At 40.2% G+C, this 22,196-nt stretch carries 22 protein-coding genes; 9 read left to right on the top strand and 13 right to left on the bottom strand.

Annotation, left to right across the window (positions count from 1 at the left end; all coding sequences use genetic code 11):
- Positions 1 to 12 precede the first annotated feature (12 nt).
- The 10 genes from FM071_RS02220 to yajC are packed head-to-tail and all read right to left on the bottom strand — an operon-like array spanning position 13 to position 10,095.
- On the bottom strand, positions 13 to 303 hold the full coding sequence (locus tag FM071_RS02220; RefSeq protein WP_264299370.1) for a bactofilin family protein: 291 nt from the start codon (positions 301 to 303) through the stop codon (positions 13 to 15).
- Positions 288 to 1,280, bottom strand: a complete 993-nt coding sequence (locus tag FM071_RS02215) for a M23 family metallopeptidase (protein WP_193111409.1) — start codon at positions 1,278 to 1,280, stop codon at positions 288 to 290. The genes FM071_RS02220 and FM071_RS02215 overlap by 16 nt, the downstream gene beginning before the upstream one ends.
- Positions 1,273 to 2,421 (bottom strand): bifunctional folylpolyglutamate synthase/dihydrofolate synthase, encoded by a 1,149-nt coding sequence (locus FM071_RS02210; RefSeq protein WP_226960560.1) that lies wholly within the window; start codon positions 2,419 to 2,421, stop codon positions 1,273 to 1,275. The genes FM071_RS02215 and FM071_RS02210 overlap by 8 nt, the downstream gene beginning before the upstream one ends.
- Positions 2,421 to 3,968: a GGDEF domain-containing protein gene (locus tag FM071_RS02205; protein ID WP_193111408.1), complete on the bottom strand. Its 1,548-nt coding sequence runs from the start codon at positions 3,966 to 3,968 to the stop codon at positions 2,421 to 2,423. Before FM071_RS02205 ends, FM071_RS02210 begins: the two co-directional genes overlap by 1 nt.
- Before the next feature lies 1 nt (position 3,969).
- A complete protein-coding gene (lptE, locus tag FM071_RS02200) occupies positions 3,970 to 4,494 on the bottom strand; it encodes an LPS assembly lipoprotein LptE (RefSeq protein ID WP_193111407.1) in 525 nt (174 codons plus the stop codon).
- A 2-nt stretch (positions 4,495 to 4,496) separates the two neighbouring features.
- Positions 4,497 to 6,950 carry a leucine--tRNA ligase gene (leuS, locus tag FM071_RS02195; RefSeq protein WP_193111406.1) on the bottom strand — a complete coding sequence of 818 codons (2,454 nt, stop codon included), beginning with the start codon at positions 6,948 to 6,950 and terminating at the stop codon, positions 4,497 to 4,499.
- A gap of 11 nt (positions 6,951 to 6,961) precedes the next feature.
- On the bottom strand, positions 6,962 to 7,300 hold the full coding sequence (locus FM071_RS02190) for a DUF6394 family protein (protein ID WP_193111405.1): 339 nt from the start codon (positions 7,298 to 7,300) through the stop codon (positions 6,962 to 6,964).
- The gene (gene secF / locus FM071_RS02185; RefSeq protein WP_193111404.1) at positions 7,300 to 8,271 is read right to left on the bottom strand and encodes a protein translocase subunit SecF; all 972 of its coding nucleotides are present in this window, start codon (positions 8,269 to 8,271) and stop codon (positions 7,300 to 7,302) included. Before secF ends, FM071_RS02190 begins: the two co-directional genes overlap by 1 nt.
- Positions 8,272 to 8,273: 2 nt before the next feature.
- On the bottom strand, positions 8,274 to 9,839 hold the full coding sequence (gene secD / locus FM071_RS02180) for a protein translocase subunit SecD (protein WP_193111403.1): 1,566 nt from the start codon (positions 9,837 to 9,839) through the stop codon (positions 8,274 to 8,276).
- The gene (yajC, locus tag FM071_RS02175) at positions 9,829 to 10,095 is read right to left on the bottom strand and encodes a preprotein translocase subunit YajC (protein ID WP_193111402.1); all 267 of its coding nucleotides are present in this window, start codon (positions 10,093 to 10,095) and stop codon (positions 9,829 to 9,831) included. The genes secD and yajC overlap by 11 nt, the downstream gene beginning before the upstream one ends.
- Before the next feature lie 82 nt (positions 10,096 to 10,177).
- On the opposite strand from yajC, the gene FM071_RS02170 reads away from it, so the two are divergent.
- The 4 genes from FM071_RS02170 (at position 10,178) to FM071_RS02155 (ending at position 15,187) form a co-directional block, all read left to right on the top strand.
- On the top strand, positions 10,178 to 11,395 hold the full coding sequence (locus tag FM071_RS02170; protein ID WP_193111401.1) for an apolipoprotein N-acyltransferase: 1,218 nt from the start codon (positions 10,178 to 10,180) through the stop codon (positions 11,393 to 11,395).
- A 59-nt stretch (positions 11,396 to 11,454) separates the two neighbouring features.
- On the top strand, positions 11,455 to 13,557 hold the full coding sequence (locus FM071_RS02165; protein WP_193111400.1) for an RNA degradosome polyphosphate kinase: 2,103 nt from the start codon (positions 11,455 to 11,457) through the stop codon (positions 13,555 to 13,557).
- A gap of 8 nt (positions 13,558 to 13,565) precedes the next feature.
- Complete coding sequence (locus FM071_RS02160) at positions 13,566 to 14,090, top strand: gamma carbonic anhydrase family protein (protein WP_193111399.1); 525 nt, start codon at positions 13,566 to 13,568, stop codon at positions 14,088 to 14,090.
- Between the two features lie 239 nt (positions 14,091 to 14,329).
- Positions 14,330 to 15,187, top strand: coding sequence for a DUF2806 domain-containing protein (locus tag FM071_RS02155; protein ID WP_193111398.1), 858 nt, complete (start codon positions 14,330 to 14,332; stop codon positions 15,185 to 15,187).
- A gap of 105 nt (positions 15,188 to 15,292) precedes the next feature.
- Here the strand turns inward: FM071_RS02155 and argJ are convergent, their stop codons facing one another.
- From argJ to rpmB, 3 genes are read right to left on the bottom strand one after another with little or no spacing between them, the layout of a single operon-like run.
- The gene (gene argJ / locus FM071_RS02150; RefSeq protein WP_193111397.1) at positions 15,293 to 16,471 is read right to left on the bottom strand and encodes a bifunctional glutamate N-acetyltransferase/amino-acid acetyltransferase ArgJ; all 1,179 of its coding nucleotides are present in this window, start codon (positions 16,469 to 16,471) and stop codon (positions 15,293 to 15,295) included.
- On the bottom strand, positions 16,464 to 17,594 hold the full coding sequence (locus FM071_RS02145) for a potassium channel family protein (RefSeq protein ID WP_193111396.1): 1,131 nt from the start codon (positions 17,592 to 17,594) through the stop codon (positions 16,464 to 16,466). The genes argJ and FM071_RS02145 overlap by 8 nt, the downstream gene beginning before the upstream one ends.
- Before the next feature lie 15 nt (positions 17,595 to 17,609).
- A complete protein-coding gene (rpmB, locus tag FM071_RS02140) occupies positions 17,610 to 17,798 on the bottom strand; it encodes a 50S ribosomal protein L28 (protein WP_013326380.1) in 189 nt (62 codons plus the stop codon).
- Between the two features lie 145 nt (positions 17,799 to 17,943).
- On the opposite strand from rpmB, the gene FM071_RS02135 reads away from it, so the two are divergent.
- From FM071_RS02135 to FM071_RS02115, 5 genes are read left to right on the top strand one after another with little or no spacing between them, the layout of a single operon-like run.
- Positions 17,944 to 18,741: an HDOD domain-containing protein gene (locus FM071_RS02135; RefSeq protein WP_193111395.1), complete on the top strand. Its 798-nt coding sequence runs from the start codon at positions 17,944 to 17,946 to the stop codon at positions 18,739 to 18,741.
- Positions 18,738 to 20,132 carry a chemotaxis protein CheX gene (locus FM071_RS02130; RefSeq protein ID WP_193111394.1) on the top strand — a complete coding sequence of 465 codons (1,395 nt, stop codon included), beginning with the start codon at positions 18,738 to 18,740 and terminating at the stop codon, positions 20,130 to 20,132. The genes FM071_RS02135 and FM071_RS02130 overlap by 4 nt, the downstream gene beginning before the upstream one ends.
- 47 nt (positions 20,133 to 20,179) lie before the next feature.
- Positions 20,180 to 20,821 (top strand): ribulose-phosphate 3-epimerase, encoded by a 642-nt coding sequence (gene rpe, locus FM071_RS02125; RefSeq protein ID WP_193112000.1) that lies wholly within the window; start codon positions 20,180 to 20,182, stop codon positions 20,819 to 20,821.
- Positions 20,821 to 21,405 carry a phosphoribosylanthranilate isomerase gene (locus FM071_RS02120; RefSeq protein ID WP_193111393.1) on the top strand — a complete coding sequence of 195 codons (585 nt, stop codon included), beginning with the start codon at positions 20,821 to 20,823 and terminating at the stop codon, positions 21,403 to 21,405. Before rpe ends, FM071_RS02120 begins: the two co-directional genes overlap by 1 nt.
- Entirely contained in the window at positions 21,395 to 22,195 is an 801-nt protein-coding gene (locus FM071_RS02115; protein WP_193111392.1) for a 3'-5' exonuclease, read from the top strand. Before FM071_RS02120 ends, FM071_RS02115 begins: the two co-directional genes overlap by 11 nt.
- Position 22,196: the final 1 nt, after the last annotated feature.

The following is a 22,196-nucleotide window of genomic DNA, read 5'->3' as shown; positions in this document are numbered from 1 at the left end:
TAAGTTCCTGAATTATACTTGTTTTGCTGTTGCTGTTTTTTCTATGTTCGCATGATTTGAGCTGTTTTTTACGATAGAGTTCCCTTCAAAGACACCTTTTGACTCAATCACAAGTTCAATCGAGGTGATCTCACCGTTAACATGTCCCGCTGCTTTGATCTCAACACGGTCCGCTTCAACACTACCTTCGACATACCCTTGAACAACCAGTCTATTTGTCACTATATTGCCTTTGACATGACCGTTCTTACCGACATTTACCTCTTTGGAAGATGTAATGCTGCCTTCTAGTTCACCGTCGATGTAGAGATTACACGAGAGCTCAACTTCTCCTGTGATTTTTGCTCCGGCTGTAATGATTGTTGTGTTTGAATCTGTGGAACTACTTTTAGTCGCGACGTCGCCATTATTAAAGATTGCCATGGTACTTTTTTCTCCTTTTGAAATATTTCATTATAGTGATGCTGCGTCCATTTTATAAAATAAAACGGATTGAGCGCTCGGTGGATAAAACGAATCTCGTAATGCAGATGCGGTCCGTTGCTGAGCCCTGAATTACCGGTATATCCGATAAGGTCACCTTTTTTTACAAATTTTCCGGATTTTACCACAACTTTGTTTAAGTGACCGTAGTAAGACTTGAATCCATATACATGTTCTAAAATGATAAGACGGCCAAAACCGCTGCTTTTGTGATACCCCGCCCACTCCACAAGACCATCTGCCGTTGCATAAACGGGTGTATTGAGCTGTGCTTTCATATCTGTTCCGCGATGAAACTCTTTCGTGCCCAAAGTCGGATGAATTCTATAGCCGAATTTACTTGTAATACCGCGATACGCCACAGGAGAACCGCTGGGAATGAGCTGCAGCAGTGTCGCTCTTTGGGAAGAACTTAATTTTGCAATGCTTACACGATCCTGTAATGATTCATCACCCAAGGGTTTGAGACCTATCAAAGTTTCGATTTCAGTAAGAGAATCGGAAAGCTGATGGAGCTGCTTTTTCTTTTCATCCAAAGAGTAACGTGTGGCCTTCATTGAATTTTCAAGCGCAGCATTCTCTTTTTTCATCTCCAAATATGCCTTTTCTATAGCATCTCTTTTCTTTTGAACGCTCTCTACACTGTAGTTGAGATATAAAATGGTTCCAACGGCTATCAACGCTAACGTAAGCAGAAAAATTCCTGCATATAAGAAGGCTTTTTTTACAAACTTATGCAGATTGAACTGTTTGTAGCCATTGTCATCATGAATGGTTACGGTAAAATGTTTATCCACGATATACCTTCAAAAATGCCTCCACGACTGAAAAAGAACCAAATACAAGGTACTTTTTCTCTGTCTCTAACTTTTTAAACTTACTATAGTTTATACCTAAATCTTCAAGAGTCTGCTGCAAGTAGCCACTCTCTTCTACTCTTGCATTATAGACATCTATCAATTCGACTGTCTCGATAATTGGTTTTAAAACTGACAATATCTCTTTATAGTTTTTATCTTTGTAGCTATTATAGACTAAAGTATATTTGTTATTTTTTAAACTCTCTGAAATAGACTCTGCTGCTAAGACATTGTGTCCAACATCGACTATAATATTTTTTTCTAAAACTGAAAGTCTTCCAAAAAGCTTTGCATTATAAAAATCTTCAACACTGTACTCAATTTTAAAATACTTCAATGCGGCTATCGCCAAAGCAAGATTTGTTTGAAGATAGGTAGCCAATATTTCGTGCTCGGCTATTTTTAAAATATTTTGACGGTCTTTCTCATCCAAGAGTTCTTCCACTCGAAATGTCTGCAATCCTTTTTCTTTTTGCAGTTCATTCATAATATCGTACACAACCTTATATCGTTGCTTTGCAATAATAACTGCCTTTTGAGCAGCATTTAACTTTGTTTTTGCAATACTCTCTATATCAGATCCCAAGAAGGCTTCATGATCCATAGCTATGGGTGTAACGAGGGTCAGATCATTGGCAAAAACAGCGGTCGCGTCATGTTCTCCACCAAGTCCAGCTTCCAAAACGACAAAGTCACTCTTATCTGAATAGTAAAGCATTGCAAGCAGTGTCGTATATTCAAAATAGCTGAGCGACTCAGCTTCATCTTGCGTGAGGAGAGCAAGCAGTTTTTTATGCGTCGATTCTAAACATTCCATAGCAACATCGCTACCGTTAAACCAGACACGTTCATTAAATTGTAAAATATGGGGGGAAGTATAGTGACCGACTCTGTAGCCCTTTTTATAAAGAGCTGTTGCTAAAAAACGGCCGGTAGTGCCTTTACCGTTTGTTCCAATAATATGAATGATTTTCGGAAATTTAAATTGAGATGATATACGCCCATAAACACACGGCATACGATCATAATCTATCTCATCATAAAAGAGCGGTTTAGCATCTAAGAACTCTTGTAGCACTACTTTTTATACTCGACTCTGTTTCTTCCGTTTTTCTTTGCAATATAAAGATACTCATCAGCGGAGTTGACTGTAGCTTCCAAAGAGACATGTTGTTTACGTTCACTCACACCTGCACTTGCTGTAACCTTGATACGATCGCCTTTGTACATAAAACGGGATTTCTCTACATGTTTCAGTACTTTATCGGCAAAAGTAACACCGCCTTGAAGGTCTGTATCACTTAAAAGAGCAAGAAACTCTTCTCCACCGAAACGACCGACGATATCGACACTTCGAGCCTCTTTTTTCAAAATTTTCGCAAAGGCAGAGAGAACTGCATCACCGGCTTCGTGGCCATATGTGTCATTGACATCTTTAAAATGATCGAGATCAAACATAACGACGGCATAATTTCTTTCATAGCGTTGATATTCGGCCTCTTTGAATTCCATAAATTCATCGAGAGCACGCTTATTGTAAAGTTTTGTAAGAAAATCCTCTTTCGATTCTTTTTTTGCTTTTTCAAGTTCTTCTTCGAGTTTTTTCACTTTTTTACTCAAAGCATCGACATCTTTATTATGATTTTTAAGATCTTTGGAAAGCAGTTGAGTGTTTTCTTCCAGTGCAACAGCAATAGTAAAGAGTTTTTTGTGCGCTACTTTAAAGTTGGCAGTAGACTCTTCCGTATATGATTCAAGCTCTTTTTTTATTGCCTGAACCTCTGCATTTGAATTATCCGAGCTCTCTATCATATCAATAAGACGTAAAGAGAGTTTGTCCAAAACACCGTCAATGGATTCCACCATCTCTTTGACACTCTCTTTATCAAGAGCAATACGAAGCGAGATAGCCGCTTTTATCTCTTTTTCAACATCTTCACTATCGAGTATCTCAGGGTTTTTTCTTAGCTTGTCACTGATATCTGCGATCGTATCATTCACACTTGAGGCAATTGAAGGAACAAAAGATGCCACCAAGAGCTTTGAGACTTTGTGAAGATCGACAGCAGCACTGCTGGGCTCTTTTGGAGCATGAATATGTAGGTTTTCTACAGTTTTACGCAGATCGGAACTGTCTACATCTCCCAACTCTTTAAGTTTTTGTAAAAAGGTATCATCATACGTAGTAATGAAGTTGACCCATCGCTGGCGAAAATTATCTAACTGCTCCGGTGTTGCAGCATTTTCCAGCAGATCAATACTGTTTTGTGCCAGTTCCGCAGCTTCTTTATTGTGTAAAACAGTAATAACCTGCAGGACTCGTTTACAAAAATGAGTCTGAGCTTCAAGAGTATTAGAACATTGGGTAGGATTGGTTCGGTTCAGTTTAGATATGAGAAAACGAACGAATTCACTCATCGTTTTAATACGGTAGTTCTTCAGATCTTTTTGAAAATCTTTGGAGAGCATATCTTTAAATTTTTCAACATGATTACAATCTTCGACACTTATTTTAGCACGCTCGGCTTCTTTACAGAATGCCTCGGCATAAAAATCCGGCGTAAGCAGTTTCCCTTCCGCTTTAAGTCGTTTTACTGCATTGTTTATGATGGTCTGTATCGTCATGTTATTCTCCTGTTCTTGTACCTTCTGCCGAAACCTTTGCTAAGAATGAACTGATCGCTTTTTTAGCACTGTATTTTATAGCATCGAATCTTTCCTGATCCGTAATGACCGCATTCGCATCTATCGAAAAGTCATAAGTTCCTTTTGCAGTATAGCTTTTTGTAACATCCTTTGTTCGGCGGACAATCTTAAGCAAGATTGTAGCACGATAAGCGATAACATATCCATTTGTGTCATATTCAATAGCCGTGTACCTTGGCTCCGAGATACTGAGGTCCAAATGTGTATCGGCATACCTGGGATCGACAAGTGAAGCGTGAAATATCTCAACAATCGCACTGTCAACGGCATCTTTAATGAGTACGGTATTTTCAGGGTCCTGCGCCGAAATGACAACATTCGTACTTATCTTCTCACCGATAACATTGCGTGAATACTTGGAGCTTGGTTTATACCCGCATCCGCTCAACTCTAAAAGAAATAAAAAGAGTAAAAGAAGTTTGAGCATCGGGGCATATCGCTTCATCATTATCCTTTGATAACCAGATTAACAAGTTTTTTAGGAACAACGATCTCTTTTACGATCTCTTTGCCCTCCAGCCATTTTGCCACTTCGGCTTTTGCCGCTTCAATGATGGCATCTTTATCGGCATCGGCAGCCACTTCAATTTCGCCACGTTTTTTTCCATTGACAGAAACACCAAGCGAGATGGAGTCTTCAACAAAAACCGCTTCTATGATCTCTTGAGGTGCGAAGTTTTTGAGATTAAAGTATTTCTCACTGATCTCCCATGCAGTATGCGGAATGACCGGTTCCATAATAGCTGTTAAAATCCAATATGCTTCGCTCCAAACATCAGGATTGCTTTGCGCATTGAGTGCATTCATCGCTTCCATGACACCGGCTATCATTGTATTGAAAGTATAACGTTCATTATATACTTCTTCGGAACGTTTCAATGCTTCATAAACCTTCTTACGAGCAAATTTTTCCTCTTTTGAAAGACTGTCATGGTCAATTTCCGGCTTACTTTGACATGGCACAACATTCGTGCTTCGTTCAAAAAAACGTTTTATAAATCGAAACGCCCCTTCTACAGCACTGTCATTCCACTCCAACTCCTGTGTCGGCGGTGCAGCAAAGAGAATAAAAAGTCTTGCAGTATCAGCCCCGTATTTTTCAATGATAGCATCAGGATCGACAGTATTGCCTTTTGATTTGGACATTTTTGCACCGTCTTTGAGTACCATTCCCTGCGTGAGAAGCCTCTCGAACGGCTCATCAAAGTCCAGATAGCCTAAATCACGGAAGACCTTTGTAAAGAAACGTGCATAGAGCAGGTGCAAAATGGCATGTTCTATCCCGCCGATATAGTGATCCACACTCATCCAGTATTTTATCTGCTGGGCTGAAAAAGCCTCTTTTTCCCAGTTCTGCGGCGATGCACAAAAACGCAAAAAGTACCAGCTTGACTCGACGAAAGTATCCATTGTATCTGTCTCACGTGTAGCATCACCGCCACACTCAGGACATTTGCAGTACTTCCATGTCGGATGATTCTCCAACGGGTTTCCTTCACCTGTAATTTCCACATCTTCAGGAAGAGCGATCGGTAGGTTCTCTTTTTTCTCCATCACAAGACCGCATTGATCACAATGAACAAATGGGATAGGCGCACCCCAGTAACGTTGACGGCTCACACCCCAATCTTTGAGTTTATAGTTTGTCGTCTTTTTACCAATGCCTTTCTCTTCGAACATTGCAATGATATGCTGTTGCGCTTTTTTAGAGTTCATACCATCAAAATCGCCTGAGTTGATCAACTCACCAACTTCCGTAAAGGCAGATCTTGAAAAATCATGTTCTCCTTCAAAAGGTTTGATGACGGCATGAATAGGAAGGTCATATTTTTTTGCAAAATCAAAGTCTCTATCATCATGAGCAGGCACTGCCATAACGGCACCACTTCCATAATCCATCAAAACAAAGTTTGCAATCCATACAGGAATGCTTTTACCGGTAAGCGGATGCAGCACATTTAATCCTAAAGACAGCCCTGCTTTCTCTTTTTGTCTATCTATTGAAGAGGCATTTTTCATCGCATTGATCTGAGCAATGATATCATCATCCAAGAGCTTGTTCTCTATCATATAAGTGACAATCTCATGTTCAGGAGCAAGTGCCGTATAACTGACACCGTAAATAGTATCAGGACGAGTCGTAAAGACATCGAAACGTTCAAATTTATGGTGCAGTTTCTCTTTTGAATCATTATCAAAATAGAGATCGAACGCCAAACCGTTTGATTTGCCTATCCAGTTCTCCTGCATTGTAAGCACCTGTTTCGGCCAGCCGTCTTCAAGCTTTTTGAGGTCTTTTAAAAGTTCATCCGCATAGGCAGTGATCTTGAAGTAGTACTGGTTCATATCTTTTTTAACGATCGGTGTATCACAACGCCAGCAGCATCCGTCAACAACCTGCTCGTTTGCAAGGACCGTCTGATCGTGCGGGCACCAGTTGAGCATCCCTTTTTCGCGATAAAGCAGACCTTTATTGTACATATCAATGATAAAGCCCTGCTCAAATTTTGTGTAAAGCTCATCAGAGGTTGCCAGCTCACGCTTGCGTGAGAATGAAAAACCGAGTGAGTAAAACTCATTTTTCATGTAGTCTATGTTGTCATAGGTCCATGATTTTGGATGTGAGCCGTTTTTGATCGCAGCATTTTCAGCAGGCATTCCGAAACTGTCAAAACCGATAGGATGCAGAACATTTTTCCCCTGCTGTCTGTGATAACGTGCAAAAGCATCAGAGATAGAGTAGTTTCTCACATGCCCCATGTGCAGACGTCCGCTTGGAAAAGGAAACATAGATAAAATATATTTCTTTTCCTGCGTAAAATCCTCACTAGGCTCAAAACTTTCGTTTATTTTCCAATACTCTTGCCATTTTTTTTCAATATTTTGTGCGCTGTATTCCAATGTCATTCTTCCTAATATTCTTCTTGTGTTTTGGAGCTTTCTATATAAACAAGTCCCATAGAGAAGATGTTTGCGATGAGTGCTCCGATAGAGAGGGCGATCGCCCATGAGTCATCATGAACAATGACCAAAAATATAAAAGCAGGGATAAGGTGCAGATCGGCTACCAAAGAAGATGCCAAAAGCTCTGCAGAGAGCAGATTTCTAACCCCAATCTTCAAGATCGTAGAAACAAGGTTCACACTTGCCGCCACAAAGAGAGAAATTGCTGTATTTTCATATAAAAACCCCGCAATTGAGGTTAAACTCATTAAAGAGAAAAAAACATATACTACCTTACCCCAGTCCATTACATCACTCCTGATTCAAATTGTGCACGCATACGCTCTTTTTCTGCTTCTCTCTTTGCTTTTTCGGCAAGTTTCGTATGATATTTTTTCACATCGAAACCAAACCAAAGTAGAATCGGTGAAGCAACAAAGATAGATGAATATGTACCGATGATAATACCGATAAGCATCGTAAACGCAAACGGATGAATGATCTCACCACCGAACATGAAAAGCGTAAATACAACAAAGAATGTCGTTAGTGAAGTCAATGTCGTTCTTGAGAGCGTACGTGTGATCGATTCATTGATGATCTCTTCAAGTGTCATGTTTTTAGAAGTGACTATTCCCTCACGGATACGGTCAAATACAATAATGGTATCATTAAGCGAATACCCTAACAGTGTAAGGAGTGCCGCTAAGACATCTAAATTCACTTCTATGCCAAAGAGTGCGACAAAGCCGCTTGCGATGGAAACATCATGCACTAATGCTACGATAGAAGCAACGGCAAAACGCCACTCGAATCGAAAAGCAACATAGATAAGAATACCCGCAATCGCCAAAAGCATAGACATAATGCCTTTTTCACGCAGCTCGCCTCCAACCTTCGGTCCGACAATATCGACACGGCGGATTTCAAAGTTTCCGGTACCTTTCAATGCTTCACGTGTGATGTCTCCGATATCCTGTGTAACATTGCCTGTCGTTGTTTTCATACGAATAACAACCTCATCAGGAGAACCAAACTCTGTAATGGAAGCATTTTCAAAAAGCTTATTGCTTTGAAGCTTCTCACGCATCTCTTTGATTGGTGCCGTTTTGTCATATTTGACCTGAACAATTGTTCCTCCGGCGAAGTCAATACCGTAGTTAAAACCTTTCGTAAATAAAATACCATACGAAAGCAGCATCAAAGTTATCGAAATCGCTATTGCTATTTTTGATTTGCCCATAAAATTAAGGGCTGATTTATATCTAAAAAATTCCATAATTACCCCTTAATCCCAAACCAAAATTTGTAGTCTTTACTTTTTGATATTTTTTTCTCAAGCAGATCATAAATACCGTGAGTTCCCAATATCGCTGTAAGCATCGATGCCAAGATACCGATACTCATCGTAATGGCAAACCCTTTGATCGCACCTGTTCCGTAAACATAGAGAACAACCGCTGCAATAAGTGTCGTAATATTTGCATCCAAAATTGCGCTCATAGCATTTGAGTAACCATCTTCAATAGCTTTATGCATAGACTTGCCTTCATAAATAAGCTCACGAATCCGCTCAGAGATGATGACGTTGGCATCAACTGCCATACCGACCGTTAAAACAATGCCCGCCATTCCCGGCAGCGTTAGCGTTGCACCAAAAAGGCTCATAATAGCCAAGAGTAGGATTAAGTTGGCAATAAGTGCGATATTTGCAATGACACCGGCCATGCGATAGTAAACGATCATAAAGACAATAACCAGTGCAAAACCGCCGATAAGTGCTATCATCGAAGCTTTAATACTGTCTGCACCCAAACTTGGACCGACAGAACGTTTTTCCATTAAATAAATTGGAGCAAGCAGTGCACCAGAACGTAAAGCGATTGCCAAGTCTTTTGCTTCTAAAACAGTATAGTTTCCGGAGATCTGACCCGCACCGCCACCGATACGTTCATTGATATTCGGTGCGGAAAAGACCTTGCCGTCAAGAACGATAGCCAAACGTTTTCCTACATTCTTACCGGTAAAGTCACCGAAAATGTCAGCACCTTCTGAGTTGAGTTTAAAGTCAATGACAGGACGGTTGTTCTTATCAAAACCGACATTGGCACCTGTAAGCATACTGCCGTCTAAAATAGGAATCTCATGTACAAGATACTTGATCTTCGGATTCTTTGCATCGGGCAGGATTACATCACCATATGCCGCTGCATCTGTATCACTCATATTGTACACACGGGCATTTCTTGCTTCATCGACTGCCATAAGTTCAAGTTTTGCAGCACGGCTGATAAGCTCACGCGCACGTTGTTCTTCCTGTGCCGTTTTGATACCTGCAAGTTCTACAAGAATCTTATCTTTTCCCTGACGTGCGACTATCGGCTCAGAAAGACCAAACTGATCAAGTCTGTTTCTGATCGTCTCAATAGCTTGCGTGATGGCAAGTTTTTTAATCTTTTGAACTTCCTGCGGTGTAAAAGTAAGCGTGATCACATCACCTTGAATATCTGTTTTTGCACCATCTATCTTTGATAGGAAATCATTAAAAGCCTGCAGTTCATCACTGTCAAGCACTTCAAATCGAACACTGTTCTCATCAAAAGTGAGACCATCTATCAGGATATCGTTTCTATCCGCAAAGTGTTTGACACTTGCTGCTACTGATTTGATTCGACTTTTGATCGCTTCATCGGTTTTAACACCAAGAAGCATATGTAGACCGCCTTGAAGATCAAGGCCTAAGGTTATTTTTTTACCATTTTGCGTTTGCAACAGAGAAGGTATTGAAAAAACAATACCGAAAACTATGGCAAGAGCGAAAATGACTATGCGGTAATTAAGCTTCATCCTCATACTTCTTTGCAATGGAATCTTTTACAATTTTTACGATTGTATCTTCGTTCATTTTCACAGAGACGAAATTCTCTTCGACCTTGTGAACAACAACGATGAATCCACCGTTAGTGACGACCTTGTCACCTTTTTTAAGAGCTTCGAGCATCTCTTTTTTGGCTTTTGCCTCTTTTTGTTGTGGGCGAATAATTACATAATACATAATTGCAATTAAAAATATAAACGGTAACAGTTGCGAAATAATTTCCATGACTGAGGGTTCCTTTAGATAAAATTGTGAGGATTATACAAAAACTATACTAATAAGCTTCTAAATTGAGTACAATTTCAAAATGAATAGAATTACAAAAGATATTTTGCTCGGCATTACTACAGCACTATTTTTCAGTGCTTTTATATATTTTGAATATTTCGGACTGACAAGCAAGCTGCTAAACACCATTTTTGGACTCCTTGGGATCAGCATGATGCTTTACATTCCCAAGCGTTCTGTTTTGGTTGCAGGTTTTTTCATCGGACTGCTCTGGTTTTATTGGATAGGATACAGTTTCAAGTATCAGGGTGTCGGCTATATGGAACCCATCGTTACCATTGGTTTTGGGTTTGTCTATCTTCTCTTTTTTGCACCGCTGGCTTTTACTAACAATGCTCTCATCAGAGCGTTATTTCTTTTTGGACTCAGCTACTTTTACCCTTTTAACTGGAACTGGATGCAGATTGAGTTGCTCTTTGTTAACAGCTACATCGGTGTGTACAAATATCAGCTCATACTCGTTCTCTTGGCACTTTCACTGCCCTCTTTACTCGCCAAAAACTCCAACAAAGTGTACAGATATCTGCCGCTTTTGCTGCTCATCGGTGCAATCAACTACGGTTATCCACCGCAACACGAAGCACCACTGAAAATAAAACTCGTAGCAACCGATATCAAGCAGGAGTATAAATGGACAAGAGAGGCACTTGAGCCTACCGTTTACATGGTTTTTACAGAAATTCAACATGCCATCAATGAAGGCTACGATGTCGTTGTACTTCCTGAATCCGTCTTTCCTCTTTTTATGAATCAGACACCAAAATTGATAGAACAGCTTCAAAAATTCTCTCAAAAGATCACCATCGTTGCCGGTTCACTTTTAAAAGAAGATGGCAAAAACTACAATGTCACCTATATATTTGACAAAGGCAGCTATAAAGTCGCCAAAAAACTCGTTCTTGTTCCCTTTGGTGAGTATATTCCACTGCCGAAATTTGCTCAGAAGTTCATCAACGATACCTTTTTCAGTGGAGCAAGTGATTTTGTAACAGCCAAAGAACCGACAGACTTTCTCATCAAAGGCGTGAAGTTTCGCAATGCCATCTGTTATGAAGCGACAACGCCGCAGCTTTTCAAGGGAGATGTAAAATACATGATAGCCATCAGTAACAATGCCTGGTTTGCACCTTCCATTGAACCGACAATCCAAAAACTGCTGATGGAATACTATGCCCGAAAGAACGGTGTTACCATCTACCATGCAGCCAATTACAAAGGCACAGGTATTATCCAATAATCTTATTCTAAACTTCATTAGATATAATAAGAAAAAATATTTATTAGGATTATCGAACTATGACAACGCTCAATCTAAAAAATCCAAATCTCTATAACAACCGTGAAATTTCCTGGCTGCAGTTCAATACAAGAGTCTTAAAACAGGCACAGGATGATTCACTGCCACTTTTAGAGCGACTTAAATTCCTTGCCATCTACGGTACTAATTTAGATGAGTTTTATATGATCCGTGTTGCAGGACTAAAAAAGCTTTTTGCAGCAGGCATCATTGTATCGGGTCCAGACAAACTCACACCGCTGCAGCAGCTGCGTGAGATACGAAGCTACCTCCACCAAGAGCAGCAGGTAGTTGAGCACTGCAGAAGTGAGATTCTTAAAAAACTCGAACCTGAAGGTATCAGCGTCAAGATTTATGAGGAGTTGAACAATCAGGAAAAACACAAAGTCAATCAGTACTTCAACGAAAATATCTATCCGGTCATTATTCCTATTGCCGTTGATGCTACACACCCTTTTCCTCACCTTAACAATCTCAGTTTCGGCCTCATCGTCAAACTGCGCGACAATGACAATGACAACATAGAACGCTTCGGCATCATCCGTGTTCCTCGTGTTTTGAACCGTTTTGTCGAACTTGACGGCGGTATCTATGTCCCTATTGAGAGTGTCGTTGAAAAACATGTCGATGAACTCTTTCCGGGTTACTCACTCATAAAATATGCGCCGTTTCGGGTAACAAGAAATGCCGATATTGCCATAGAAGAGGAAGAAGCCGATGATTTTATGGAGATTCTCGAAGAGGGTCTAAAACTCCGCCGTAAAGGAGAGATGGTACGCCTGGAAGTCGGTTCCGATGCCGATGATGAGATCATTAACTTTATCAACAGACATACGAATGTCTATAAAGACGATATCTATACTTTCCATACCTTTTTAAATCTCTCCTCGCTTTGGCAGATAGTTTCCAACCGCGACTTTGCACATCTGCTGCTGCCGCCTTTTAAACCAAAAACGCTGCCGCCTTTTGATACAAGCGAAAATATATTTGCAACTTTGGAAAAGCAGGATGTTTTGATGTACCATCCTTATGAGAGTTTCGAGCCGGTCATCAAGCTTATTCAGGTTGCAGCAAAAGATCCTGATGTCGTCTCCATCAAAATGACACTCTATCGTTCAGGTACGAACTCTCCTATCGTAAAAGCATTGATGGATGCCAGTGAAAGCGGCAAACAGGTTACCGTTATGGTTGAACTTAAAGCCCGATTTGATGAGGAGAATAACCTTTTGTGGGCAAAGGCACTCGAAAAATCGGGAGCGCATGTTATCTACGGCATCAAAGGCTTTAAAGTTCACGCAAAAGCAGCCCTTGTAACACGTAGAAAAAATGGCAAGCTCAAACAGTATGCCCATCTCGGAACAGGAAACTACAACCCTTCCACAGCAAAGATATACACAGATATGAGTTATATGACAAGTAAGGATGATGTAACAAATGATCTCACGCGCTTCTTTCACTTCTTAACAGGCTTTAGTAAAAAAGGAAAGCTCAACGAGCTTTATATGGCACCGTCACAGATAAAACCAAAACTGCTCTCACTCATTCATAATGAAACACGACAGGGGGCAAACGGGCATATCATTGCAAAGATCAACTCTTTGGTTGATGAAGACATCATACGCGCACTTTACAAAGCAAGTCAGGCAGGTGTCAAAGTCGAGCTTATTGTTCGTGGTATCTGCTGCTTGAAACCAGGTATAAAAGGCGTGAGTGAAAATATCCGCGTTATCTCCATTTTAGGAAAGTATCTTGAACACGCCCGTGCTTTTTACTTTAAGAACGATGCCACTCAAGTCTATATCTCAAGTGCGGACTGGATGCCGAGAAATCTTGTGCGAAGAATCGAGCTTTTAACAGCTGTAAAAGATGAAGCGGCACAAAAAAAGATCATTCAAATTCTGAAGTTGCAGTGTTCAGACAATGTTCTCGCCCATGAACTTCAAAATGATGGAACATATCTCAAACTCAAGCACAACGGACAAAAAGCGATAAACAATCATAAACTTTTAGAAGATTATGTCAACAAGATAGCAAAAGCGACAAAAAAAGAGACCTCAACCTATGTCCAGCAGCTTGTCGAGCGTCTCTTTATAGAGAGTTAGGAGAGAAGATGATTCATAAGTTTAAAGATACAATACCAAGTGTCAAAGAAGCTACATGGATAGCTCCTTCAGCTGATGTCATCGGCGACGTCAGCATAGGAAAGGATTGTTCCATCTGGTTTGGCTGTGTCGTTCGCGGTGATGTGCACTACATCTCCATCGGAGACAGAACAAATGTTCAAGACCTCTCTATGATCCATGTCACCCACTATAAAAACGATGATAAATCCACAGGAAACCCTACCGTTATCGGAAACGATGTAACAGTAGGACATCGTGTTATGTTGCATGGATGTACCTTAGAAGATGCCTGCCTAATCGGCATGAGTGCCACAATTCTAGACGGTGCTGTCATAGGCAAAGAGAGCATAGTGGGTGCGGGAGCACTAGTGACCAAGAACAAAAAGTTCCCCCCACGCAGTCTCATCGTAGGCTCTCCTGCCAAAGTCCTGCGTGAGCTCACGCAAGAAGAAGTCGATGAGCTTTATGCCTCTGCAAGAAGATATGTGGAGTTTAAGAAAGATTATCAGTAAATAAACCTAAATTACTGTTCATGAAGTCAAAACTTTATCCTTTTAATTAATATATCAGGCTTAAAAGGACATCTTCTTTTTAAGCATAATAATCATTTCTTTAAAAGCAAACCAGTTTTATTTTAATGTTTCATATTTTTATACAAATATGAAACATTTGAGATGTTTCTTTATTTGTTGATTTTAAGAGATTTTGTGATAAAGTGTTCCTTGAATAAATAGTTATGTAAGGAGACAAAATGGCAGATGACAACTCCATGTCTATCGTAAATCTTGGAAAGCTATCCAAGCCTGCCGATACATTGATAAAGAAAGTTTCGAGTGCAATCGGTGGTGTTTTTGAACCATGGCAAACAAAACGGGTTGCCAAGGCAGAAGCTGAAGCAAATCTAATAAAAGCAAAATCAGAAATTGAAATTACTGATTTACATCACCGCGCAATGCACCGGTTTGTTGAAGAAGAAGCAAATCGTCAAGAGAACATGGAGCAGATAACAAAGAAAGCTTTCCCTAAGCTAGAGGATAAGTCAGATCCCAGCAAGATGGATGATGATTGGGTCACAAACTTTTTTGACAAATCACGAATCGTTTCTGATTCTGAAATGCAAGATCTATGGGCAAGTGTTTTAGCTGGTGAATCCAACTCACCCGGAAGCTACTCGAAAAGAACAGTAAACTTTCTTGGAGACCTAGACAAAAAAGATGCAGAGCTATTTGTGGCAATATGCCGTTTTGGTTGGATATTTGGCGACTTCACCCCATTAATATTTGATACTCAAGCTTCCATTTACAATGATATCGGAATCAACTTTAGCACTTTGAGTCATTTAGACAGCATTGGCCTCATTCAGTTTAATGACCTTTCTGGATTTATCCGGCAAGGTTTGCCAAAAAAATTCACTGTCTCTTATTATGGACAGCCATTGCCATTGCTCATGAAAAATGAGGAAAATAATAAACTTATAATCGGAAAAGTTTTGCTCACACAAGTAGGCCGTGAATTAGCTTCCGTGTGTCAAGCACAGGGAGTAGACGGGTTCGTTGACTATGTCAAAGAACAATGGAAACAATTTCTCCCAGAGACAGAAAATACATAACAAATCGCTGCACTGGATTTTTACTCCGCTACGCTCCGTAAAAACCAGCGAAAATAAGAAAAATAAGAGGTTAGGGAACAACTACAACTTTTTTAATTACACAGATTACGTTCTGTAATCTGCATTTATCTCCACATATCTGTGTCCTAGATCACAGCCGTAGGCTTCAAAAGAGCCGTCTGCGATGCCAAGATCGCATGAGATAGTGAAAGTATCTTTTTTCATCACTTCTGCTGCTTTGGCTTCCATGGCCTCATCAAAGAAAAGTTTACCCTGTTTATAGACGCAGAGATCATCAAAAGATATTGTCAATTTTTCCTCGTATGCTTCAGCTCCACTTGCACCAACGGTAGAAGCGATTCTTCCCCAGTTTGGATCTTCACCGTAAAGAGCAGTTTTAACAAGTAGAGAGTTTGAAAGTGCTTTGGCAACTATCTCAGCTTCTTTGTCATCTTTTGCACCCGTAACATTGTATGTAACGAGTTTTGTAGCACCTTCGCCGTCACGTACCATCTCACGTGCTAAGAATTTCATGATTTTATGGAGTGCTTCTTCAAAAGCCGCTGCATCGTACGCACCTGACTGGGCATTACTTAACAACATAACGGTGTCGTTCGTCGAAGTGTCACCGTCAACGCTTGCCGCATTAAATGTTGTTATAGTTGTTTTGCTAAGAATTGCCTGCATCTCATCTTTTGAAACTTTGGCATCAGTCGTTATAAAACAGAGCATAGTGGCCATAGCAGGGTTTATCATGCCTGCACCTTTTGCCATTGCCCCTATGTGAAAACTGCTTCCGTCTGCAAGATCGACCCTGAATGCTTTCTCTTTGGAAAAGCTGTCTGTCGTCATAATGGCTTCTGCCGCTGCGTGAGGCTCTTTTTGACTTAAGTTAAAAAGTTTTGCACCTGCAATAATCTTCTCTTTTGGAATCCTTACACCGATAACACCGGTTGAACTCATAACTGGATTGAGAGCACATTCAGGCAAAGTGTCTAAAATCTCATTGATATCCTCTACACCTGCACTTCCCGTCATCGCATTAGCATTTTTAGAGTTAATGAGAACAAAGTTCGTTTTGAAAGCACCTTTTGCTTTAAAGTGCTTTATCGGAGCCGCTGCCATTTTGTTTGTCGTAAAAACAGAGGCTATCTCGCATGGCTCTTTTGAGTAGATAAATGCCATATCTTTAGCACCGCCATTTTTAAGACCGGCACTTACACCATCAGCGAAAAAACCTTCAGCAGAACAGACGCCGCTCTTTACTTCTATTAATTTATACAAATTTCAACTCCTTGGGTTTCACTCTTTTTCCTAAGAGATCTTTTGTTATTTTGATGCCCTCTTGCGTTCCTATCACTAAAAGCTTCGATTCACTCGTTATCAGTGTGTCCCCTTTTGGCATACTGACGAACTTACCGTCTTTTTTCGATATACCGACAATGGAAGTATTGGCTATCTCACGGATATGCGTCTCTTTGAGTTTTTTCAAAACAGCCCATGAATAACGCGGTACTACAATCTCCTGCATATCCAGAGGATTGTCACTTTTATACAAAAACTCTTCAAGCAGGTTCTCCATATCTGGACGTGCCGCCATGGCACTGACACGCTGCGCTGTCAGTTTTGTCGGACTTACCACTGTATCAGCTCCGAGTTTTTTCAGTTTTTCTACATCACTCATTGTCTCTGCAGCAGAGATGACGTAGTATGGGCGCGGTAAAAAGTGCTCCTTTTCAAAAAGTCGCACCGACGCTATTAAAGCGATGTTGTCTGCAATAGAGCTTGAGAGCGTAATCAAACCTTTTGCAGAGGCAAGATGTGCTTTAAGCATGGCAAGCTCTGCGTGAGGCTCTGCTTGAAGGTACTGAGGATATTTATATTCCGCTGCCCATGCATGTATCTCCTCTCTCGGATCGATCACAACAAACGGAATATGGTTTTTACGCAACTGTTTTGTCACCTCGATAGTGTAGTCGTTATGGTAACAGACAACAAAGTGTTTTTTGAGCCTTGCTATTTTATATAACATTCTTCGCTCCTTTAATACGGCAACGATATGCCCTTTATTTATCTCCGCAACTAAGATACCTACAGCACTGGAGAAAACAGCGAACCCTGCAATAATCAAGTTGATCGTAAAAATTCTGCCTGCGTCTGAAATAGGAGCAATCTCACCAAAACCTACAGTCGTGAATGTAATTGCTGTTTGATAAATTGCATCCATGATCGTAAAATGATCTATAAGCACATAACCTATAGTTCCGGCGAGCATGACAATTACAGTAAGTATGAGAGGTAAGCGGAAAGCTTTTAAGTGCGGGTAAACTTCCGGAAGAAGTTTTTTATCTGGTTTGGGAGCAATCTCCCAATTGAGGAATTTACGAATCCTTTCTAAAAGATTCAAATGAATTCCTGAAGTTTACGAATTTTTCTTAAGTGTGCGTAATTCTCTTGCAGAAATCTTAATTTTTTTCGTTGTACCATCTTCTAATGTGATACGCACTGTTCTTAGGTTTAATAAAAAACGACGCTTTGTTCTGTTTTTTGCATGAGAAACATTGTTCCCACTCATAGGGCCTTTGCCGCTAATAGCACATCTTCTTGCCATTTGAGTATCCTTGAATGATATTTTAAAGTTGCGAATTGTACCAAAACAAAGCAAAACTGCAACTTAAGCCAATTCCTAAACTGTTTTATATTTCTTTTATACAACTATAGCTAAAATATACAATATTTAACACAAAGTATGTATTTTGATAACACAAGAACAAATTGACGCATTTATAGAAAAAATTCCACCCTCTCCCAAAGCATTGCGTGAGACAATCTTTGCCTTAAATGCAGGTGACCTGCCAAAGGCTGCACTTGCGGCAAAAGAGGACAAAGCGCTGAGCAGTTATCTGAAAAATCTTGTGAACAAGCCTATTTACGGTTTTAGAAGTGAAGTGAGCGATGTTGCACAAATCTTTGGTATTCTTGGTGTGTCACGCTCCCAACAGGCGGTATATAACTATATGGTCACACTGCTCTCTCCCGCAAAATGGCAGCTTTTTAAACTTAACAGAAGCTCTTTTAATGATCTTCAAGCAGAATTATCGGTAGGATGGCAAAAAATTCTGCAACATCTTGACATCAATGATAAAGAGATAGAGAGTGCCGTCTCTTTGCTTCCTGCGAGCATTATTGTCTCCGAAGCACTTTTCAGCCAAAAGATAAATGACGTAAAACTGCTGCGAAGCGTGCACAATATCGACTTTAATACCATTTTAAAAAGACTCTGCAGTATGGATCTCTTCGATATCTGTGAACAAATATCCAAAAAATGGGAGATGGATAAGAAAATTGCACAGATCATACAGGCTGCAAGCGGTGTCAAGCCGGCCGAAGATGATGCGATAAATGAACTTGGCAAATGGATGCATCTGCTGCTCTTCTTTACACTTTCAAAGGCAGAGTTCATTGAAGCCGGACTAAACGACTTTGTTGATTTTCAGATAGAGTATGTCTCAGACATATATGATGATTTTGCAAATATAATGGAGATAGCATGAGAGCGGTAGTTAAAGATGGTGTCGGAGTTTTTCATCCACAAGGTTTTCTCGACGGAACGTCAAGTGCCTCTCTTTTAAGCATCGAAGACATCGAAGCGACTGTTCATCTTAATGCGGACATGATTATGGTCTCTTTGAAAAAAGTCATCTTCTTCAATCGAAACGGGCTTGATGCTTTTGTAAAAATGTTTCAAAAAGTAAGAACCGCCAATCACATCGTCGTCGGTTTTTGTGATTATGATACAAAAAAGTATAACACGATCATCAAATTCTACAAAGAAGAACTGATGTTCTCTCTCTTTAAAACACAAGAGATTGCAACACTTTTTGCTTCAAGCTTTAAGAACCAGAGTAAAAATGTCCTGCTCTACAGCGATGACAAATCCCAACGTGCTGCGATGGCAATAGAATTGCATGATAACGGACATAACCCTATTGTAGCACAGACAAAAGAGGAGTTTTTGGAAAAAGCACAAGCTGAAAATGCCTATGATGTCATTATTGACGATACTTTTCTAGGGCAGATGGGACAGAAAGTTGCCACACGAGTAACGGGCAATGCCATCATATATACTGTATCATCCTTCTTGGACGCAGAGATAGGCAATACCTTTAATATCGCCTATCACAACAACTCTTTAAATGTAGGCTTCAGACTCTTTATATTTGATGCCTATAAAGTTGTCAGCATGAATGTTCATGCGCTCAACTTCTTTTCAAGACTTGCATCTTCAGCTGCTGAATACAATGCAACTATCTGCTTTGTAGGTATGACTTTTGAAAAGACACCACTTTCCTTTAAAGAGACACTCGAAGATGCCGGTATCATGTTCTTTGAGCAGATGGACGACATTCTTGGTGACAAAGAGCTCTTGGAAGAACTTGGTGCTTCTTCTGCAGCAGCCATTAAAAACAAACGCATGCTCAACAAAGAGATAGTCACCGAGATACCGAACTTTATTGATGCCACAGTTGCCACTATTGAGATGATGACAAATTCAAAAGCGGCCAAAGAGGCCGTAAAGATCGATAAAATTGAAATAGCCTCTAAAGAAGATAAAATAGCAAGTTCCATAGGTTTCTATGGCGATATTGACGGGATGGTCATACTTGTCTTCCCTATAGGAATCGCTAAAAAAGCCTGTGAGCTGTTAATTGGTGAAAACACAGAAGATCAGGAACTTATCTTGGACACTTTAGCTGAGCTTGTCAACATCGTCGGCGGAAAAGTCAAAACACTTCTTTCTGATGAGAACATCAATGTTGACATCACACTGCCAAGAACTTATCCAAATGTGGATAGTCTGCTGGAAATAGCACAGGATAAAAAAGGTGTTCAAGTTGATCTGAACTTCAACGACGACAAGTTTTTGTTCTTCTTAACTAGATAAAAGTTACATCGCACTATAATTGCATTCATAATAAGGATTTTTTTATGATGAAAGTTGCCCCAAGTATTTTATCTGCCGATTTTGGTAATCTTGCACGTGATGTTGCTGAGATTTGTGAGAGTGGCTGTGACTTAGTCCACGTTGACGTTATGGACGGACACTTCGTACCCAACCTTACAATCGGACCGGTTGTCGTTTCAGCAGTTGCAAAAGCGGCAACAAAACCTTTAGACATTCATTTGATGGTCGAGAACAACACTTTTTTCGTAGACCTTTTTGCTCCGCTCAAACCGGAATATATCTCTTTTCATATCGAAGAAGAAAAACATCCGCACAGACTTATTCAAAAAATCCGCTCATATGGCATTAAGCCCTCAATTGTTTTAAATCCAAATACAATTCCCGAAGAGTTGGAGTATATTTTAGGTGACCTCGATATGGTACTGCTTATGAGTGTTAATCCCGGTTTTGGCGGGCAGAGCTTTATCGATACCGTCATTCCAAAAGCTATGAAGCTCGATGAAATGCGTAAACGTTTAAATCCAAAATGCCTCATAGAAGTCGATGGCGGCGTGAGTGACCAAAATATAAAAGCACTTAAAGATGCAGGTGTGGACGTCGTTGTTGCCGGTAGCTACGTCTTCAAACATAAAGACCGTGCCCAAGCAATAAAAAGCCTGCAAATCTAATGCGAACTAAAATCTGCGGTATTACATCCTACGAAGATGCCATGACGGCAATCAAAGCCGGTGCAGATGCGCTTGGTTTTGTTTTTTATGAGAAATCCCCCCGTTACCTTACTCCATCCGATGCAAAGACAATCATCAAAAAACTGCCTCCTTTTGTTGAAAAAGTCGCCCTTTTTGTCAATGCAGATGCAAACAGCATTGACACTGTCTGTCAAGAAACCGGAGCGACATTGGCACAGATTCATTTTGACGCAGAGAAGACTTTATATGAAGCCCTCAAAACACCACATATTAAAGTAGTTCGTGCAAAAATAAAAGAAGATATCCTTAAATATGCCGATGAGTACAGACTTGTTGATGCCTACTGTGAATCTTACGGCGGTGCGGGTAAACGCATCAATATTGAGTGGTTTGACGGTATTGACTGCTCAAAAATCATTCTTGCCGGCGGATTAAACCCTGAGAATGTATCACAACTAAAAGAGTATGGGTTCTATGGTGTCGATGTCAGCAGCGGTGTTGAAAAAGCACATGGTATAAAGGATGCACAGAAAGTAAAGGATTTTATCTTTAATGCTCACTAACAATATAAACCTTGACGCAAAAAGCATCTCACGGCTTGCCTCACGCGGGCTCTCCTTAAAAACCCTCAAAGACCAGCTTGAACATGAACTTGAACTCTCTTTGGAGCTTTGGCGGGCACAAGGGCTCAATGTAGTCAAACATCAGGGATATTACTACTTCGACACTGCATTTGTTCCACTAAAAGAAGCAGAATTTTGCATCGTTGACATAGAGACAAACGGTTCAAAAATAGAAAAGCATCAGATTATAGAACTTGCTGCTGTGAAAGTAAAGGCCGGCAAAATAATTGACCGCTTTGAAAGTTTAGTTTACACAAAAGAGATAAATCCCCACATCACAGAGATCACAGGCATCAAAGCCGAAGATACAAAAGATGCTCCACAACTTGAATATGTACTTCAAAAGTTCAAACTCTTTTTAGGCAATGCCATTTTTGTCGCCCACGATGTCAAATTTGATTATATGTTCATTTCAAAAAGTATGCAAAAGATAGGTCTTGAACCATTGCTTAACAGAAGTCTCTGTTCACTCGCTCTTGCAGAGAGGACAATAGTATCCTATCGCTATGCGCTTTCTTACCTCAATGATGCACTTAAACTCAATCCAAATGCAACACATCATCGTGCAATGAGCGATGTCCTGACAACCTACGGACTTTTTTTACTATCTTTGGAACATTTGGATGAAAATATTGAAACGGTAGAAGATTTGATTAAATTTTCTAAAGAGGCAAAACGGCTTAAAAGGCCGAAGTTTGACCCTCTTAAAGAGAGTCAGGAGTTACATTAGG

It is taken from the genome of Sulfurimonas paralvinellae, from assembly GCF_014905135.1.
GTDB classification, from domain to species: Bacteria; Campylobacterota; Campylobacteria; order Campylobacterales; family Sulfurimonadaceae; genus Sulfurimonas; species Sulfurimonas paralvinellae.
The sequence above is the reverse complement of the archived record's forward strand: the minus strand, read 5'-3'. Positions and strand labels throughout refer to the sequence as shown.